The 18,001-nt window shown below is 57.8% G+C and carries 13 protein-coding genes and 1 pseudogene; 5 read left to right on the top strand and 9 right to left on the bottom strand.

Annotated elements, in window-relative coordinates; genetic code table 11:
* Positions 1–16: 16 nt before the first annotated feature.
* Complete coding sequence (locus OBACDRAFT_RS04300; protein WP_232766640.1) at positions 17–1,336, bottom strand: hypothetical protein; 1,320 nt, start codon at positions 1,334–1,336, stop codon at positions 17–19.
* Between the two features lie 166 nt (positions 1,337–1,502).
* On the opposite strand from OBACDRAFT_RS04300, the gene OBACDRAFT_RS04305 reads away from it, so the two are divergent.
* Positions 1,503–3,701: a DNA gyrase/topoisomerase IV subunit A gene (locus tag OBACDRAFT_RS04305; RefSeq protein ID WP_052361116.1), complete on the top strand. Its 2,199-nt coding sequence runs from the start codon at positions 1,503–1,505 to the stop codon at positions 3,699–3,701.
* A 192-nt stretch (positions 3,702–3,893) separates the two neighbouring features.
* Here OBACDRAFT_RS04305 and lpxA read toward each other — a convergent pair whose 3' ends face one another.
* Together lpxA and OBACDRAFT_RS04315 are read right to left on the bottom strand one after the other, a co-directional pair.
* Entirely contained in the window at positions 3,894–4,676 is a 783-nt protein-coding gene (gene lpxA / locus OBACDRAFT_RS04310) for an acyl-ACP--UDP-N-acetylglucosamine O-acyltransferase (RefSeq protein ID WP_043583077.1), read from the bottom strand.
* 60 nt (positions 4,677–4,736) lie between these two features.
* A complete protein-coding gene (locus tag OBACDRAFT_RS04315; RefSeq protein WP_043583078.1) occupies positions 4,737–6,074 on the bottom strand; it encodes a bifunctional UDP-3-O-[3-hydroxymyristoyl] N-acetylglucosamine deacetylase/3-hydroxyacyl-ACP dehydratase in 1,338 nt (445 codons plus the stop codon).
* A 236-nt stretch (positions 6,075–6,310) separates the two neighbouring features.
* Here OBACDRAFT_RS04315 and rpsR point away from each other — a divergent pair.
* Both rpsR and OBACDRAFT_RS04325 read left to right on the top strand, forming a co-directional pair.
* A pseudogene (rpsR, locus tag OBACDRAFT_RS04320) lies at positions 6,311–6,442 on the top strand (30S ribosomal protein S18); the annotation flags it as partial.
* Between the two features lie 112 nt (positions 6,443–6,554).
* Positions 6,555–7,676, top strand: a complete 1,122-nt coding sequence (locus OBACDRAFT_RS04325; protein ID WP_081721809.1) for an L-threonylcarbamoyladenylate synthase — start codon at positions 6,555–6,557, stop codon at positions 7,674–7,676.
* Here OBACDRAFT_RS04325 and OBACDRAFT_RS04330 read toward each other — a convergent pair whose 3' ends face one another.
* The 4 genes from OBACDRAFT_RS04330 to OBACDRAFT_RS24960 form a co-directional block, all read right to left on the bottom strand.
* Positions 7,677–9,929, bottom strand: a complete 2,253-nt coding sequence (locus OBACDRAFT_RS04330) for a GumC family protein (protein ID WP_043583082.1) — start codon at positions 9,927–9,929, stop codon at positions 7,677–7,679.
* A 9-nt stretch (positions 9,930–9,938) separates the two neighbouring features.
* Positions 9,939–10,529: a polysaccharide biosynthesis/export family protein gene (locus OBACDRAFT_RS04335; protein ID WP_043583084.1), complete on the bottom strand. Its 591-nt coding sequence runs from the start codon at positions 10,527–10,529 to the stop codon at positions 9,939–9,941.
* 90 nt (positions 10,530–10,619) lie between these two features.
* On the bottom strand, positions 10,620–11,753 hold the full coding sequence (locus OBACDRAFT_RS04340; RefSeq protein ID WP_043583085.1) for an outer membrane beta-barrel protein: 1,134 nt from the start codon (positions 11,751–11,753) through the stop codon (positions 10,620–10,622).
* Positions 11,754–11,802: 49 nt separating this feature from the next.
* On the bottom strand, positions 11,803–12,771 hold the full coding sequence (locus OBACDRAFT_RS24960; RefSeq protein ID WP_125069435.1) for a hypothetical protein: 969 nt from the start codon (positions 12,769–12,771) through the stop codon (positions 11,803–11,805).
* Between the two features lie 102 nt (positions 12,772–12,873).
* Between OBACDRAFT_RS24960 and OBACDRAFT_RS04350 the strand changes: the two genes are divergently transcribed.
* Complete coding sequence (locus tag OBACDRAFT_RS04350; RefSeq protein WP_052361120.1) at positions 12,874–14,574, top strand: tetratricopeptide repeat protein; 1,701 nt, start codon at positions 12,874–12,876, stop codon at positions 14,572–14,574.
* Positions 14,575–14,603: 29 nt separating this feature from the next.
* On the opposite strand, the gene OBACDRAFT_RS26200 is transcribed toward OBACDRAFT_RS04350, so the two are convergent.
* Both OBACDRAFT_RS26200 and OBACDRAFT_RS04365 read right to left on the bottom strand, forming a co-directional pair.
* Positions 14,604–15,500, bottom strand: coding sequence for an N-acetylglucosamine kinase (locus OBACDRAFT_RS26200; protein ID WP_081721810.1), 897 nt, complete (start codon positions 15,498–15,500; stop codon positions 14,604–14,606).
* Between the two features lie 94 nt (positions 15,501–15,594).
* A complete protein-coding gene (locus tag OBACDRAFT_RS04365; RefSeq protein ID WP_043583166.1) occupies positions 15,595–16,647 on the bottom strand; it encodes a gluconokinase, GntK/IdnK-type in 1,053 nt (350 codons plus the stop codon).
* A gap of 209 nt (positions 16,648–16,856) precedes the next feature.
* Between OBACDRAFT_RS04365 and OBACDRAFT_RS26205 the strand changes: the two genes are divergently transcribed.
* Entirely contained in the window at positions 16,857–17,945 is a 1,089-nt protein-coding gene (locus tag OBACDRAFT_RS26205) for an IS4 family transposase (RefSeq protein WP_081721811.1), read from the top strand.
* The last annotated feature ends 56 nt before the right edge of the window (positions 17,946–18,001 follow it).

Consider the following 18,001-nt stretch of genomic DNA (forward strand, 5'->3'; position numbering starts at 1 on the left):
GGGGGGAGATGCGGGGTTATTTTTTCTTTTTCGGAGGGTTGGAGATGTTGATGGCTCTCGTGGACTGGCCGTATTCGTCCACTTCGACGGCATAGCCTCTTTCCATTTGCTGGAGCCAGTTCATGCGTCCGTTGTTGAAGTAGGCGGTGGCGGCTTCCTGACCGAGGGCGACGGTGACTTGGTTGCGCATGCTGGCGGCGAGGTTTTTGAGGGATTCTTTTTTTTGTTCGGCAGTCAGCGAGTCGTCGTTGGCGAGCTGTTTTGAGGAGGCAAGGGTGGAATCGCGCAGGTTGTAGAGTTGCGAGGCGGTGTTCTCAGGGAGGCCAAAGCGTTTGCTGGCGGCGACGAGTTGCCGGTAGTCGTTGTCTTGGGAACGCCGGTAATCGGTGTAACGGTCCTCGCCGAGCGTCTGGCGGATTTGCTCGTTGAGCTGTTTTTCCGCTTCCTGACGCTGCTTCCAGTAATCCTGATCGTGCCCGCGCGGACCGCTGCCGAACATGTCGTTGTCGCTGTAGCGTTCATCGAAGTTTTTCTGGAGGGAATAGATGGCGAGAAATTCGGATTCGCTGGCGTCGAATTGGGCCATTTTCCAGCGCAGTTGCTGGGTGGTTTGCGAATTGCGCAACTCGTATTGCTCGAATTCTTCCGGAGTGAGGAGCGCGGCGAGATCCTGCTTTTTGGAGTCCATGAGCATGCGCATGGCTTCGGCATCGGACGGAACTTGGAAGCTGCCAGTCTCGCGCCGGAGGTCGCTTATGAGTTCGTTGTAATCCTGCTCAACCTCCTGGATGGAGACGCGTTTTGCCTCGGGGAGGAAGGAGGTGCGGGGATCAACCCAGCCGCCATAGACGGCGGACTCGGGGTCTTTGCCGAGAAGGTTTTCGAGCGTGTCGCGGACCTCGCGTTGCAGGCGGCGGGCTTCGGCACGCTGCTCCTTGGTCTGGCGGTTGAACTGTGCTTCCCAAGGATTTTCCTTCCACCAGTTTTTGCTGAGGGTTTCGGGATCGGGCCGCGGCTGGAGCGTCTTCATGCGGTCGATGTAACGGCGCCAGACGATGCTGCTGACGATCATGCGCACGGTGCGGTCGTCAACGCCGGCGGCGCGAAAGACATCGCGCAGGGCCGCGGGATCGTCGCCGCGCAAGGCTTCGAGCACCGCGCTTTCGCTGATGGAAGCGGAGCCACCGGCACGGGCATTCGTGCTGGCTGCGGCGGAGCGGGCGGAACCGGCAACGCCGCCGGAAGGTTCACGGTGCGCCCGCCAGATGGAGCGGGCAATGAAAGCGGCATTGGCGGTGAGGGAAACGGCGAGAAAAATAACCGTGAGTTTCTTCATAAGGGGTGAAGGGCCAACGGCCACAATGCAGACGGGATGCTGCGGGACAAGAGGGGATTGGGCGGAAACGTCAGCCGGCCTTCCGGGATTTTTCTTTGGCTAGAAAACTTGCGCGCCCGCGGCAGGCGAATCTTGCTTGGTCCTTTTGCCGCATCCCTTTTCCAGAATGTCGAAACGCACACCGCCCAAAGACGAACAGCCCGAACTCCCTCTTGCCCAGAAGGCTGAGAACAGAAACCAAAACGCGAACCCAACAGCGCAAAACGACACGCCACACACACACGACATCGCCTTGCACACTCCCTCCCCCCCCCCCCCCCCCGGCGGCACCTCTCCGGACGACGCCGAAAACGTCGTTATCCCCGCCGCGCCCGAACCACCGAAAAACAACGACAACGCCCCGCTCGCCCACGCCTACAAAAACTGGTTTCTCGACTACGCCAGCTACGTCATTCTTGACCGCGCCGTGCCCCACATTGACGACGGCCTCAAGCCCGTGCAGCGCCGCATTCTGCACACGCTCTGGGAAAAGGACGACGGACGCTTCCACAAAGTCGCCAACATCGTCGGCGCCACCATGGCCTATCACCCCCACGGCGACGCCTCCATCGGCGCCGCCCTCGTTGCCATTGCCCAGCGCGGCTGGCTCATCGAACCGCAGGGCAACTTCGGCAACGCGCTCACCGGTGACGACGCAGCCGCGCCCCGTTACATCGAAGCCCGCCTCACGCCCTTCGCACGCGAAGTCCTCTTCAACCCCAAGACCACTCCCTGGCAACTCAGCTATGACGGACGCGCCAAGGAACCCGTGACGCTCCCCGCCAAGTTTCCCGTCTCGCTGCTCGAAGGCGCGGACGGCATCGCCGTGGGACTCGCCACCAAAATCCTGCCGCACAATTTCAACGACCTGTGTCGCGCGGCGATCAACCACCTCAACGGAAAAAAATTCCGCATCGTTCCCGATTTCGCCAGCGGCGGCATCGCCGACTTCTCCGAATACAACGACGGCGAACGCGGCGGAAAAATCAAAATTCGCGCCAAGATCGAGATCCGCTCCAAATACCTGCTCGCCATCACCGAACTGCCCTACGGCGCGACCACCGTGTCGCTCATCGAGTCGATCGTCTCCGCCAACAACAAGGGCAAGATCAAGATTCGCCACGTGGACGACAACACCGCCGACCAAGTCGAAATCCTCGTTCACCTCCCGCAAGGTTCCGACGCCGAGCAAGTCATCAACCAACTCTACGTTTTCACCGACTGCCAGATCTCAATCTCGCCCGCCGCCTGCGTCATCGAACAAGTCCCGGCCCGCACCGGCGACGACGGACGCGAAATCCCCGCGCAAGACCGGCCCATATTCACCGGCGTATCCGAAATCCTGCGACGCTCCGTGGACAAAACCGTGCAGCTCCTCAAACAGGAGCTCGAAATCAAACTCGGTGAGCTGGAGCAGCAATGGCATTGGGATTCGCTTGAACGCATTTTCATCGAGGAGCGCATTTATCGGCGTATCGAAAATTCAAAGACATGGGAAAACGTGCTTCAGGAAATCCGTGACGGCCTCAAGCCCTTCGTCAAAAAACTCCGCCGGGAAATCACCGAGGACGACATTACCCGCCTCACTGAAATCCGCATCAAGCGCATCTCCGCCTATAACCGATTCAAGGCCGACGAAGCCATCAAAGGCATCGAAGCCGACATCAAGCAGGTGAAGCACGACCTCGCCCACATCATCCCCTACACCATCGCCTGGTTCGAACGCCTCCAGGAAAAATACGGCAAGGGCCGCAAGCGCCGTACCACTTACGACGAGATCGAGCAGATCAGCGCCGCGCAGGTCGTGGCCGCCAACCAGCGTCTCTACGTCAACCGCGACGAGGGTTTTGTCGGGCTCAACTGGCGTCAGCACGAGTTCGTCACCGAGTGTACCATCCTCGACGACGTGCTCTGCATCATGGCCGACGGCACCATGAAAGTCGCCAAGGTGGCGGACAAGGTGTTCATGGGGCGCGACATCATTCACGTCGCGATCCTGCCCAAGGACGGCGACAAAAAATTCTACTCGCTGATTTATCAGGACAAGGAAAGCGGCAAGGCCTTTGCCAAGCGTTTCCAGATCGGCGGCGTGACGCGCGAGAAGCTGTATCCGCTGACCGCGAGCGAGGGTTCCAAAGTCGTGTTTCTGGACGTGGCCGACGACGAGGCATCGATGCCCGGTAGGGTGGAGATCATCCTCAGCGGCCGTTGTTCGGCGCGGGTAAAGGAATTTCCGTTCAACTTCGGCGAGTTGAAAGTAGGCAGTCGTAGTGCCAAAGGCATTACCGTCACCCAGTGGCCGGTGCGCGCAGTGAAAAAGGGGTAAGAAAACCGGAAGCTCACGCAGAGAGGAGAAGAAGCTCACGCAGAGACGCAGAGGCGCAGAGAAAAACAGAAAGACTCCGCCTCTGGCGTTTGCTCTCTGAGTTCTGTTTTTCTCTGCGCCTCTGCGTCTCTGCGTGAGCTTCTGTTTTTTCCGTGTTCCCGTGTCTCTGTGGTGAACTTCCGGCTTCCGGCCTCAAGCACTGCCCGGCGCCATGCCGCGGTCAGCGCTTCTGGCGGCAAACGTAAGGATGGTCTGTATTTCCACGCTGGCGGCTTCGGGGTGGTCCCGGAGTTTTTCGAGCGCCTGGGTCCGGTTGAGTCCCTCACGAAAGAGAATGCGATGGATCTGCTTGATTCGGTCGAGTTGCGCCGGGGTGAATCCGCGACGTTCCAAGCCCACTTTATTGATGGCGCGGACGACAGCCGGCGCGCCGTCGGTGATGAAGTAGGGAGGGGGATTTTGCACGACCTTGGCATAGCCGCCGATCATGGCGTGGGCTCCGACACGGCAAAATTGATGCACGCCGGAATGCGCGCCGCACACCACGTAATCCTCGACAATGACGTGACCGGCAAAGCCCGTGCCGTTGCTGGCTACGAGGTGGTTGCCGATCACACAATCGTGCGCGACATGGCAGGTGGCGAGCAGCACGTTGTCGTCACCCATGATCGTCATGTCGCCATCGTTGGTGGCGGCGTGGACGGTGACGTATTCACGAAACACGTTGCGCGCGCCGATGCGCACGCCCGGGTTGCCGCCCTTGAATTTCAGGTCCTGGGTCTTGCCGCCGATGTTCGCATACGGGAATACCTCGCACTGGGGGCCGAGGTGTGTGTTGCCCTCGACAGAGGCGTGGTGATGCAGGCGGCAGCCGTCGCCCAGGCGCACGCCGGCACCCACGTAGGCGAAGGGACCGATTTCGACCCCGGAGCCGAGTTCGGCGGACGGATCAACATAAGCGGACGGGTGAATCATGGCAGTGGTAGCAATTGAGAACGAGACTGACGCGTGTAATGTGTTTCCAACTACATCCTGTCAGCCGACCTCGCCTTCGTCGATGAGGGCAAACATGAGTTCGGCGGACGACACGACCTGGCCGTCCACGGTGCAGGTGCACTCGGCGGCGGCGAGTTTGTTGGCGCGGTATTTGGTAATCTTGGCGTTGATGATGAACTGGTCGCCGGGACGCACGGGGCGGCGAAATTTCACTTTGTCGGCGCTCATGAAGAGCGTCGCCTTGCCCTCCGCGCTGCCGGTGCGGCGGAGCATGAGGATGCCCGAGGCCTGCGCCATCGCTTCGAGTTGGAGCACGCCGGGCATCACGGGATTTCCGGGAAAGTGGCCTTGGAAATACGGCTCGTTGATCGTCACGTTTTTGATGGCCACGAGTTCATCCTCACCGATGAACTCCACCACGCGGTCCACCATGACGAAGGGGTAGCGATGAGGCAGCATGTCCAGGATGCGCCGGATGTTGAGCGAGGTTTCCGTGGGGAGGGGGGAGCCGACGGCTACGCGGGGTTTCTTTTTCGGGCCTTTTTTCTTTTCTTCGAGTTTTGCGAAGAGGGCTTTGGTGAGTTCGGCGTTGATGGCATGGCCGGGCACGGTGGCGATGATGTGAGCTTTGATCGGGGTGCCGAGGAGGGTGATGTCGCCAATGATATCGAGTATCTTGTGGCGCACGAACTCGTCTTTGAAGCGGAGTCCTTCCTTGGAGAGAATTTTGTCGCCTTTGATGACCACGGCACAGTCGAGCGAGCCGCCCTTGATTTTGCCCATTTTGAGGAGGGGCTCGATGTCTTCGTAGATTGTAAACGTGCGGGCGGCGGCAATCTGCGTGGCGTAGGAATCGGGCGTGATGTCCAGCGAGAGGTGTTGCGCATGGATGCCGCGGTCATCGGCCGAGGTGCAGGAGATTTTAAAATGGTCGCACGGCAGCGCGATGATGGAGCTGCGGTCGCGTTGCACGGAAACGGGTTCATCGAGCGTAAAATATTCGCGCTCGGCCTCCTGTTCCACCGGGTCGCCTTCCATGATGGCGTTGACGAATGGCTTGGCCGAACCGTCGAGGATGGGGGGTTCTGAGGCGTTCATCTCGATGAGGCAGTTGTCCACCCCGCAGCCGTGAAGGGCGCTCAGGACGTGCTCGACGGTGTGGATGCTGGCGTGGCCTTGCGTGATGGTCGTCTGGCGGACGAGATCGCCGACAAGACTGGCAAGGGGCTTGATCTCGGGCTGACCGTTGAGGTCAATGCGCTTGAACACGTAACCGTGGTTCGCGGGCGCGGGCCTGAGGGTAAGGGTAACGGTTTCGCCGGTGTGGAGGGCTTTGCCGTCAATGGTGACGGCGCGCGCAAGGGTGCGTTGTTTCATGGAGGTCGCGTAATGCGTTGGTCGGGAAAAAGGCGGGAGTGTGCAAAACGCAGGATGCGGAGCGCAAGTCCCTTCCCATGTCCGGCAGGACAGGGGAAAAACTTAACAAAACTCACCAGAGAGCATGGTTGACAACGCCTCCAGCCCCCGTGTTTAGTTCCCGTCTTTTTCAAATGAGCACCACCGAACAGACCCAACGCAGCCTCACTCCTCCGGAGTTTCCTTTCACCGCTCCGGAAATGATGAGCCGTTACGTGACCGACACGGGCAAGATCCTGCCCCGCAAATACACCGGTCTCTCCGCCAAACATCAGCGCGCGGTCACCACGACCCTGAAACGTTCGCGCAACCTGCTTCTCGCCCAATAAACGGCCAGGCCAGTTTCTGACAGCATTCCAAAGGCCGGAGGATTTCCTCCGGCTTTTTCTTTGCCTCTCATCGTCCGTCCCTCCAATTGCTCCGCCTCTTCCACTCGCACCAATGGCGCGTAAAAAAACAAAAACATCCTCCCCCCCCCCCCCCCTCCCCTCCTCCCAAGGCCAGGGTCGCCTTCGGACGAGAAAGCTCCCGGTGCAGACGCGAATATACCGTCCCACGCCCGCCAATCTGCGCCGCCTCGCCTCCGCGCTCGCACGCGGCGATCTTGTGGCGGTTCCCTCTGAAACCGTTTACGGACTCGCCGCAGATGCGCTCAATGTCGCCGCCTGCGAAGCGATTTTTGCGGCCAAAAGACGTCCCCACCATGATCCGCTCATCGTCCATATCGCCAGTCTGCGCCAACTGCATGAAATAGCCATGCCCTCCCCCGAGGCCCTGCTCCTCGCCAAAGCCTTCTGGCCCGGTCCACTCACCTTGGTCCTCCCCAAGCGGCCGCACGTTCCCGACCTCGTAACCGCAGGACTTCCCAGTGTCGCCGTACGAATGCCTGCCCACCCCTTGTTTCAGAAAATCATCCGCCTGAGCCAGCGGGCTCTCGCCGCTCCAAGCGCCAATCCATTCGGCTACGTCAGCCCCACCACCGCGCAACACGTCAAAGATAACCTGCAAAACCGGATTAAACACATCTTGGATGGCGGCCCCTGCAAAGTGGGAGTCGAGTCCACCATCATCGACTTGCGAGAGCCACTGCATCCCGTGCTCCTTCGTGCCGGCGGCCTTCCCGTGGAAGAAATCCAGCGAGTGCTTCAACGCCCCGTATCCCTCGCCCATCATGTCCCCCCCTCCCCCCCCCCCCCCCTCTCCCTCCGCTCGCACGCTACTCAAGGACAAACGGCCCCCGGTATGCTTGACCACCACTACAGTCCACGCACACCCGTCGCCCTGCTAACGAACCTCACACCCGATTTTATAAAAAACCTCCCTCCCGATGAAGCGCTGCTCTGTTTGCAGCCGCCGAAAAACCTTCGGCACCGCATGATCCACAATCTGTTTTACCTCAGCAAAACAGGCGACCTCAACGAAGCCGCCCGGCAACTCTTTGATCGACTCAGAATGCTGGACAATGGAGGGTGGAAAAAAATCCACGCTGAGTTACCCGGACAAAAAAAAGGGCTCGCGCCAGCGATCAGAGACCGACTGACACGAGCCGCAGCGAAACGCTGATCAAGATTTCGATCCCGGTGCCACCACATCCTCCTCCTCATTTGAGGCGGAGTTGTCGATGGCATCCTCCGCTCCAGCCATGACGTAATAGTCTTTGTAAGACTTGTCATAGTATTGAGCGTAATAATAGCCAGCCACCGCCAGATTCAAACCATTGAGCACGGCTCCAAACACAGGCACGTTGGACTCAAGAAGCTTGCGTGCCGCATGCTGTGCCGCCTTGCGGCGAACCTTGTTAAAGAAAATCGTGAAGATCGCGCCATTCGCCAGAGGCAGAATAATCAAAGCGTCACTCACCGCCGCCAGAGGCGGAGTATCGATAAAGATGCGATCGTAACGCTTGCGCAATTCGGCGATCATGATCTCGAAATTCTTACTATTGAGAATTTGAGTCGGACTCTTCGCACGTCCACCCGTGGCGATCACGTCAAGGTTGGGAGCGACATCCCGCATCACCACATCATCAATCGTCGCGGAACCTGCGCATACGTCGATGACCCCCTTCAGGTTCTCACGACGAAACGACTTATGAATGTTCGGTTTGCGCAAATCGCAGTCCACGATCACCACTTTGTCGCCATGCGCCGCAAACGTCAGCGCAAGATTTGTTGTAGTAAATGACTTGCCCTCACCCGGCACGGTGCTCGTTGTCAGGAAAGTCTGGGCATTCTTGCTATCATTTCTCAGACGCAAGCTGGAATGGAGGGTAAGAAATGCTTCGGACACCTGGCGGTCCGCATTATTGCTGACAACCTGTGCCTTGTCGGCTTGGTCCATCTTCTTGATCTGCGGAATCACACCGAGAAGAGGCAGACCCACCACTGACTCAATATCAAAGGAACTCTTAACACGATCATCAATAAACGCCACGACAAAGGCGAAGGCCAAACCGAAACCGATACCCAATACAAAACCCGCAGCCAGATTCAAAACGATCCGCGGCTCCACGTATTCGTCCTCACGTGGTTGCACCGCACGAGCGAGAGGCATCACTTGGACATTTTGCGCTTCAATCGTATTCGTAAGCTCAGTTTCCTTGATGCGCTCAACTGTTTTCAAAAACAATTGCTCATTCATCATGAAATCACGCTCAAGCATTTGATAAGCCACGCCTTCTTTATCAGTGGAAAGCGATTCCGTCTTGATCTGTTCCAAAATAGCGCGCGCTTCGGTATCCGCATTCTTGGCTGTCTCATACTCACTGATTACGGACGCGGCAGCCGAGTCAACCGCACGCTTAAGCTCCAACTCAGCCTGAGCGAGAGCATTATTGGCCTCGATCATCTTTGGATGTTTGTCCTTATAGCGATCACGCAATTGCTTGACCTCGATCTTCCGCATTGAAACCAGTTGACTGAGTTGGGCCACCAAGTGATTGGCTGCGATAAAAGGTAATTCAGTAAGATCGCCTCCCGCTTTTATACGAGCCTCCACTTGATTTTTCCGAACCTCTGCCTCGCCCAAGCGAGATTGCGTCTGAGTAAGAACGGAACCCTGCTCCACAAGTTTTTTTGTAAGAATGTCTTTCTTGGGATCCAGCGTTAACCCATATTTCTCGCGGTAAGCCTGCATCTGGAACTGTAACTCTTCGACCTTCTTCTTTTGGGTTTCGGCACGGAGCTTTAGATCCTCCAAAATAGTAAAAGTCTGATCAATGCGCTGGCGTGAGGTAAACGTGATAAATTCTTCAAGGAAAAGATTGGCGACCTTCGTTGCGATCAAACGGTCTGGATGGGTATATTCAACGCCAACGATCAAACTTAAACGCAAAGGTACAATCTTCCGATTTTGTCCTAAAACCTCAAGCGGGGTAAGCGGATCACCAAAACGCCCCTTTTCATAGGGCTCCATAAATTTCTTCAATTCTTCTCCGGTGATGCGCTCCGAAACTTTTTGGATGATGATCGAGCTTTCGAACACCTTCACCATCGTGTTGATATCCTCCGTGGAAAACATTGTGCTATCCAGCATCTCACGCGACTGTGAGAACATGGTGGCCGTTTTGCGCAGAATCTGGGCAGTGGCCATCGCCCGGTAAATTTTGGTCTGGCTAAACGTATAGACCAAGGCGGAAGAAAAGATTACAAGGAAAACGACAACGATGTACCAAATCCTCTCACGGAGAATCAGCAGGTAATCACCTAGTGTTCTATGCCCGGCGGCGTTCTCGTTGCCATAACCAGGATATTCTTGATAACCATACCCATACCTGCCATCATTCGGTTGGGTTTGTGCGGATTGCGACGGGTCCATGCTCAAAATTTAGAATATTTTCTCTTCAACGAAAATGACATCACCTACTTGTAAGGTCCAAGTAGCGGAGGTGCTTGCTTCAATCAGTTTTCTAACATCAATCACATAATTTTTTGCCACACCATCCTCGACACGGGTAAGGCGGACATTGCGAGGATTGCCCAAGCGATTGATTCCTCCAGCACGGGCAAGTGCTTCAACCAAAGTCAATGCTTTCTCCTGAGGGAATATAACCGGTCCTGGTTGATTGACCGCTCCCATCACACTTACAATGCGCTCTGCATATCGAAGCACAATGACTGAAACTTGTGGATTTTGCAAAAAATCCTTGGCATACAAATCCCGGATTAATTCCTCAACAGCCCGGACGGACTTGTGCTTCACATCGACATTGCCAATCAGGGGAAGCGAAATCGTATAATCCTGACTCACACTCACTTCACGGGTAAGATCATCTTCTTGATGCACCATCACTCGAAGGAGATCAGAAGGTATCAATTGGTAATCCTTGCTCGCTGCAGGTGCCTCCTCGGCCTGTTGAGCGAAAGCCACCGGGATAAATAAGAGGAAAAAAGCCGCTGATTGGAAAAATCGAAACATAGGAAAGAAAGAGAAAAAAAACGGAAGAAGATGAAATCTTCCTCCGTTTGAGAAACAATTCTACAGCGTTATCACGCGCAGAGGGCGCTTTTAATAACGGAAGGACAGAGAAACGGAAACAACATTGGCCTTAAAATCGCTCACATCCTGATTAGAATCATTCCATTGATAGTTATAGGCCGCGGTAAGGTTGAGATACTGGTTAATTACATACGTGCTGTAGATCGCGAGCACATAAAAATCATCCTTGCGAGCAGTGTTTTGATAGTCAATACGCTCATAGGAGACCGATGCACCAGCACCCAACTCCGTGGTGAACTGTGTTTGACCTCCCAAGGCGACGCGGAAGTTTTCCGTGCCTCCATTGCTCGAAGATGTGCCGAAATCATTACTCAAATCCAAGTTAAATTGAGTCTTGGGCGAGTAGGAGTAGGTCAAACCTGCATCGGCACCCACCTGTGATTCATCATCAAAGTTACTGTTATCATAGGTCTTCAAATTATAACCGATAGAGAAACGCCCCGCCAGCTTGGGAGTAAACTGACCACGGGATCCCACATTGAAGTAATAGGAATCAGAATCAGACCATCCATCGGAAACGGTGTGACGATAACGAACACCAGCACTCAAATCCACCTTGGGAGTAATCCCGTAGTAATAATTAAGAGGAACCGTGTAATCAGTACTATCCCTGTAACCATAGGAGGAACTCATCCGATAATGCGTATCGGCATAGCTGAAACCAGCTCCCAGTTTACTTTTCTGGGTCAGGAAATACTCCGCGCCAATACTGGCATTAGTCAGATCGCGGCGCACCAAGGTGTTGGTCTGAACAATGTCACGGCTGTTTTGAAACACCTGACGATACCCTGCGTTGCCAGTCACCTTCCAGCGAACACCATCGTAGCTGGTATTGAACAGGATCGTGGTCAGATGAGAATCAATGCCATCCGTATCGAAATACTCCGTCCACGTCTCGTAGGCACTGAGCGTGCCCTTCCAGAGAGAATTCTTGCCGAAGACGAGCTCCAACCCAGGGGCGGCGTAGAACGAAAAATCGTCCACCTTATTCGAATCCGTAAGGAAAACGTTGTCCTCATATTTGAACCCGGTTTGGGCCGTCACGAAAAGCTCGGCGTTGTCCCCGATGGAGAGGAACGGAGCTGCAGCGAGAGGTAGTGTCAAAAGAGTCGGAATAACAGCGATTCGCGTGAGTTGATTCATAGCTGGAATAAGCGTGTAGGTCGCAAATGATTGGTGTCAATGCCTCTTTTCAGGCAGATGGGCTGGTGATGGTAGGATCAGGAGGAGTGATAATTGGAGAACTCCGCACAGGCGGCCGGTCTTGCGACGGCTGGCTATTGCCATTATTTTGCGCTGCATTGTTTTGTGCAGTTGTCGCCGTAGCACTGGCCTCGATGGCAGTCGTAGCTGCAGCAGCGGCAGCGGCTTGAGCCGCAGGAGCTGCGGCGGCGGCATTAATGTCCGCAACGGATGCACCGGTGGCAGTCGAAATAGCAGTTGCGACCGCAGCAGCATCAACACCGCTTTTGCTCTGGGCAACATCGACGACGGCACCTGCTATTTCTACGACAGGGACCGATGGCTGGGCACTGCTGACCTGACTGACGATGCTTGCAATCTGCGCAGGAGTTGCGCCCGCAGGAAGAACAGCTACAACGGCCGCGGCTATGGCCGCACTTTGATCAGCAGGGGCAACAGCAGCCACGGCACCGGCAATGCTAGCACTTTGCGATGAGGGGGCAGCGGAGGCGACCGCAGCAGCGATGCCGGCGGGACTCGCAGAGGGTGCCGCTTGCGTAACGGCGGCAGCGATGGCGGACGCACTGGCAGATGGGACGGCAGCCACAACGTGAGCGGCGATGGAGGCAGCTTGGGAAGGGACAGCGGCGGCAGCAGCGGCGGCGATGGTCGCAGCACTTGCCGGGTTTGCCTGGGCAAGAGCGGCGGCGATCACTGCGGCATCGGCGGCGTTATTGCTAAAAATGGCGCTCAAAGCATCGGCATTGCCTGAGGACAGCGCCGCTTGCGCGTCGGCTACGGCCTGGCTGATGGATGAAGATTGTTCGTTGGCTGCAGCGGGAACATCCTGAGCGATGACCGACAATGGCGACAGCGCCAAAGCGGCAAGAAACGTAATCGTTCGTGCTTTCATGTGGTAATTTTTATTTTCCTGAGTTCTGATTGGTAGTTCTAACCTGCGCGGCATATCCAGATGCAACCAATCTGCCGGCGCAAGTGCATTTTTTGCTTTTTCCTCCTCTTGTTAATCAATTGACATAGCAGCCACAGGTCCAAGTTTTTATCTTTTCCCAATAAAACCATGAGCTCCGAACCCGCTAAACCCCAAGATTTTAAGAAAGCCTCCTCCTCACAGGCCTCCACCCGATCAAACACCTGGCTCCCGTTCCGACTCACCCGTTCAGGGGGAGCGCTCCATCTGCGCATCATGTGGAAAAATCTCCTCATCACCCTTGGCGTGCTTCTTGTCCTCGGATGGTTGAGCTTGGCCGGAGCTGCGTATTTATTTATCAAATACAAACGGGATTTCGCCGACATCCGTTACACCCAGGTGCTCTTCCTCTTCGTTCCCTCCGTCTATGCCGACTATCAGGTCGCGCGCGGCAACTACATGATCGAACAGGCCAAGAAGCTCATCAGCGAAGGCGATTACGGAGCCGCCATAGGCAATCTTCGCGTAGGCGTCTCGAAGGCACCCGCCAACCGCGAAGGCCGCCTCTTGCTGGCGCAATTCCAACTCCTCACCCGCCGCCCCGACAATGCGCAGGCGACACTCCTCGCCGGCATCAATCCCAACCACGTCACGGACGCTGACACCGACTACCTGAAAACCGTTTTCACCTTCCTGTTCCAACAGCAGCAGGACGACGCCGTCATCGCGCTCACCGACCAACTCCTCAAGGGCAATAAAGACGCCACTCCCACCAACCGCCTCATCGCTCTCGCCAAAGCCACCGCCGCGTATTACCGCGGCAACTACGATCTCGCGGAGGACGTTCTGGAAACTTACAATCTCAACCACATGCGCGACGGCGTGCTGCTCAACGCCCGCATCGCCTGGGAGCGCGGCCAGCGCGAACTTGCCCTCGCCACCCTCCGCGAACTCTCCCAGCAGGCTCCAACTGACGAGGAGATCTATGGTCAGCTCGTCACCTACCTGCGGGATGCCGGACTCGAATCCGAACTCCGCCAGACCAGCATCCTGCGCCAGCTCGCCTATCCCGACCGTCCACGTCCCCGCATCGATCTCCTCTACGTTTACGACAAGGAAAAAAACAACGCCCAAGTCCAGTCCACCATTGACGAAATCTTCCGCGACTTTCCCAAAAACTCCGAAACCCTGCTCGCCCTCGCTGACTTCGCCGCCAACACCGGACGCCCCGACCTTGCGCGACGGGTTTTTGATCACTGCAAGGCCAATAACCTCAACTGGGAAGGCGCCGCCCTCATGACCGTCGAAGCCTACGTCGTGGCCAAGGACTACCGCCGGGCACTCGACACCGCGCAGCAACTTCTCACGGAGCACCCCGACTGGGGCACCCCGACCCGTTATGCCTCGGTTTTCAACGGCTTGCGAGCCATCGCCAACTACGGCTTGGGCGATGCCGTCCCCGCCCACGGATTCCTCAAAAACTTCCTCGAACAATCCAACGTCCGCGCCGAAAACCTCGTCGCCGTTTCCAACCGCCTCCAAAGCGTGGGAGCCAAAACCGAGGCCCGCGATGTTCTCGCTCACGCCACCAAAAGCGACCCCCTCAACCAACCCGCCCTCTCCAGTCTCATCAAACTCGACATCGAACTCGGCCAGACCTCCGACCTCGCCGCCAACATGCGCAAGCTCCTCACCATGCGCAAACCCTCGCAAGCCCTCCTTCGCAGCGCCTTCGACACCCTCGGCAGCGACCGCTTCCTATTCGCGCCCGACCAAGCCATCGTCCTCGACGAGATCGCCCGTTACCTGACCCGCAACCGCGACTCCCTCGACGGCAACAGTTCCTCCTGACGCCGTTCTCTCCGCCGCGCCCTCCTCGCTCACCCACTGCGCAACCCGCGAAGCAGCAACCGCACACCCTCGATGGGCGGCAAAGAAATCGCCTCCAACCCGAAAGGCGAATGCACCCGCAGCACCTCCAGCGCCTCCGGGTGCGTCAACACAGGACCGCTCACCCCGCACCGCAATCCCGCCCTCTCCTCCTCCCGGAAAATCCGCTGCGCCACCGACACCGCCAGCGTCAGCAACTCGCAACACGACTCGCGCACCACCCACCGCGCCGTGTCGTCGCCCTCGCTGGCCAGCCGCAACAAAATCGGCGCCAGCGACGCGATCTGCCGGTTTGGCTCCGCATGCTGATAAAAATACCGCTTGATCGCCCCCTCCTCCATCAAGTGGCAGAAATCCCGCACGCACTGCGACAGCCGCGTCGGCACCGCCCACCCCTGCAACTCCAGCAACGCCCGCGTCAGCATCCGCCGCCCCAAATCGTAGCCGCTGCCCGCATCCCCCAGACGCCAGCCCAAGCCGCCCGCGTAATGCACCGCGCCATCGTTCCCGCGCGCCGCCACGAACGACCCCGTCCCCCCGTGCAACACCAACCCCGGCCCGCCACTCGTCGCCAATTCGAGCACCGGACGCGAATCGTCATACGTTTCCACGCGCCCCAACCCCTGCAAACCCGCCGCCACATCACGCCAAAACGCCGGCGCCCCCGCCATGCACAACAACGTGTGCTGCACCGGCAAGTCTGCCCCCGGCCCCTCGACCGTGGTCAACAACGCATCAATCGCCTCATCCAAGATCGCCCGCGCCTGGTCTGCCCCGACCACGTTTGGGTTGCAGCCACCCGCCACATGCCGCGCCACCACCGTCCCCTCGTCATCGACGAGGATCAACTCCGTCTTGGTACCGCCGCCATCAATGCCGATTTTCATGCAGGATTGGGTTTGGGATTGGGATTGGGAACAAAAGTTGTGTGACGCCAAATTAGACGCGTGGGGATGATTGCCGCAACGAAAGCCGTTTAATTCAACCCAAACCCAGCGCATGCCGGATCGCAACCAACACATCAGGCACTGGCACGCTCGCATCCACGACCACGCCTCCCTTGCCCGGCAACGGTTCCTCCAGCGTCGCCAGTTGGCTCTCCAGCATCGCCGGCCGCATAAAATGCCCCTCCGACCGCGCGCGCGCCTCCAACCGCTCACGCAACAATTCCGGGCTCCCCTTCAAATAAACCACCACCACGCCCGGCAGCCCGGCGGACAACGCCACGCGATAACGCTCGCGCAACGCCGAACACGCCAGCACCACGCGACGCCCCCGCGCCACTCCCGCCGCGCCATCCGCACTCGCCAGCGCCTCCGTCAACCGCTCGTGCAACGCCTCCAGCCACGGCGCCCGATCCGCGTCCGACAACGGCTCGCCCGCGGACATCTTTGCAATGTTTACCGCCGGGTGAAAATCATCCGCATCCCAAAACTCCCACTCCCCCCCCCCCTCCCCCCGCACCGTCCCCTGCGCCCCTCCCAACTCCGCAGCCAGCGCCGCGCCCACCGTGGATTTACCGCAACCCGCCACGCCCATCAAAATGACCCCGCGAATTGCCCCCGGTGCATTCCACGCACGCGACACCTCCGGATCACGCCCCTCGTCAAAATCGAGATAATCGAACATCGTCTCGATCGGTTTGTCCCCCAGCCCCGACTCACGCGCCCGCTGCCGCACCACCGTTGTCAGATCGTCCCGCCATCCGCGTTTCTCCATAAACCCATTCCACACCTCGCAATCCTCGTCCGACCGCCTTGCGCCCTGCTCGTGACACCACGCCAGCAACGCCTCATCCGTCTCCGGCTTGGCATCCGCGGCCAGCGCCCGCGCCTTTAGGTCCGCATACGAGACGCCGAGGAACCGGCAGCACCGCGCATCAAAAAGCCCCGGCCTCGCATCACCCAAGTTCCCCCAATACTCCTCTGGCAAACGCCCCGCCGCATGCAAACGGATCTTGTCGATCATGCGGCCAAAATACACGAGACGGCCAACTTTATGGTAAGGGCTGCGGAGTCCGGCAACGATAGGCATACGCCCGCAACCCCTAGCCAACTCCACCGCCGCATCGACTCAAAACATCTACTGACGTTACGCAGGAGGCGACGAAGTGAATGTCATACCCTTTCCCATTCAAAAAATACCTCACGCGGATTTCTGTACCCTTGGAGGGCGGGTCTCCCGACCTATACGCGCTAACATGTTGTCTTTACATGGGAGGAGGAAACGGGTAGATAGGTGGGATGAAAAAGACATGGATGACGGAAGAGTGGGGGCTGGTGAAGGGGCTGCTGCCGGAAGGGTGGGAGGTGGCGGCCAGGGAGCAAGGAGCGTTCAAGCAGGCCAAGGGGATAAGAACGGCGGAGGAGTTGCTCAGGCTGATATTGATGCACGCTGGGAGCGGGCTGTCGTTGAGGCATGCGGTGGCGAGGGGGGCGGCGGCAGGGTTGCCGGAGGTCTCGGATGTGGCGTTGCTCAAGAGGCTGAGGAACGCGGAGGGTTGGCTGAGGTGGATGAGCGTAAGGTTGCTTGAGCAGCAGGCCGGACAGCCGAGGTGGTCGAGATTGCCGGAAGGGTGGACGGCGGTGGCGGTGGACAGCACGACCATAGAGGAATCCGGAGCAAGCGGAACGGACTGGAGACTGCATTATGCGATCGGACTGCCCAGCCTGTTTTGCGAACAGGCCGAACTGACCGACAACAAGGGGGGCGAAAGTCTGTGCCGTTACAAGGTGCGCAAGGGGGATTTGTTTTTGGGCGACCGGAATTTTTGCCGAGCCCCGCAGATCAGGCATGTGATGGATCATCAGGGGGCGGTCCTGTTACGCTGGCACAGCACCAGTCTGCCCTTGTTTGACCAGCAGGGGCATGCGCTGGACGTTCCCGCATGGCTGGCCCAGTTGCGTTCCCGTCAGTGCTCCGAACTGCCCGTCTTCCTCAAGGACGGCACCGCCTTGCGCCTGTGCGCCCTTCGCGTCAGCCCACAGGCCGCCCAACGCGAACGAGCCAAAATCAGGCTCAGCGCCAAAAAAAACGGCCGCAAACCCTCCTGCCAGTGCCTGTGCATGGCTGATTACATTGTCGTTGTCACTTCCCTGCCCTCCTCTTGCCTGGACTCCCGCGGCATCCTCCAACTCTACCGCCTGCGCTGGCAGATCGAACTGGCTTTCAAACGCCTCAAATCACTCCTGAACACTGGCCACGTCCCAAAAAAAGACCCCCTCAGCTCCCGCTCATGGCTCCAAGCCAAATTACTCACCTGCTTGCTCATCGAAAAATCCCTCCTCCAATCAGAGGTTTTTTCCCCCTGGGGATTCATCCTCCCTGACTAACTCCAGATGGACTGAGTTTGTCTTCGCTCGCGATTGTCTCCTCTCTTGTCTGGCCA

Source organism: Geminisphaera colitermitum TAV2, assembly GCF_000171235.2.
In the GTDB taxonomy this organism is placed as follows: domain Bacteria; phylum Verrucomicrobiota; class Verrucomicrobiia; order Opitutales; family Opitutaceae; genus Geminisphaera; species Geminisphaera colitermitum.

Excerpts from the sequence above, each read along its gene's own strand:
- OBACDRAFT_RS04300 (WP_232766640.1), bottom strand. The coding sequence starts at position 1,336 with ATGAAGAAACTCACGGTTATTTTTCTCGCCGTTTCCCTCACCGCCAAT.
- OBACDRAFT_RS04305 (WP_052361116.1), top strand. The coding sequence starts at position 1,503 with ATGTCGAAACGCACACCGCCCAAAGACGAACAGCCCGAACTCCCTCTT.
- lpxA (WP_043583077.1), bottom strand. The coding sequence starts at position 4,676 with ATGATTCACCCGTCCGCTTATGTTGATCCGTCCGCCGAACTCGGCTCC.
- OBACDRAFT_RS04315 (WP_043583078.1), bottom strand. The coding sequence starts at position 6,074 with ATGAAACAACGCACCCTTGCGCGCGCCGTCACCATTGACGGCAAAGCC.
- OBACDRAFT_RS04325 (WP_081721809.1), top strand. The coding sequence starts at position 6,555 with ATGGCGCGTAAAAAAACAAAAACATCCTCCCCCCCCCCCCCCCTCCCC.
- OBACDRAFT_RS04330 (WP_043583082.1), bottom strand. The coding sequence starts at position 9,929 with ATGGACCCGTCGCAATCCGCACAAACCCAACCGAATGATGGCAGGTAT.
- OBACDRAFT_RS04335 (WP_043583084.1), bottom strand. The coding sequence starts at position 10,529 with ATGTTTCGATTTTTCCAATCAGCGGCTTTTTTCCTCTTATTTATCCCG.
- OBACDRAFT_RS04340 (WP_043583085.1), bottom strand. The coding sequence starts at position 11,753 with ATGAATCAACTCACGCGAATCGCTGTTATTCCGACTCTTTTGACACTA.
- OBACDRAFT_RS04350 (WP_052361120.1), top strand. The coding sequence starts at position 12,874 with ATGAGCTCCGAACCCGCTAAACCCCAAGATTTTAAGAAAGCCTCCTCC.
- OBACDRAFT_RS26200 (WP_081721810.1), bottom strand. The coding sequence starts at position 15,500 with ATGAAAATCGGCATTGATGGCGGCGGTACCAAGACGGAGTTGATCCTC.
- OBACDRAFT_RS04365 (WP_043583166.1), bottom strand. The coding sequence starts at position 16,647 with ATGCCTATCGTTGCCGGACTCCGCAGCCCTTACCATAAAGTTGGCCGT.
- OBACDRAFT_RS26205 (WP_081721811.1), top strand. The coding sequence starts at position 16,857 with ATGAAAAAGACATGGATGACGGAAGAGTGGGGGCTGGTGAAGGGGCTG.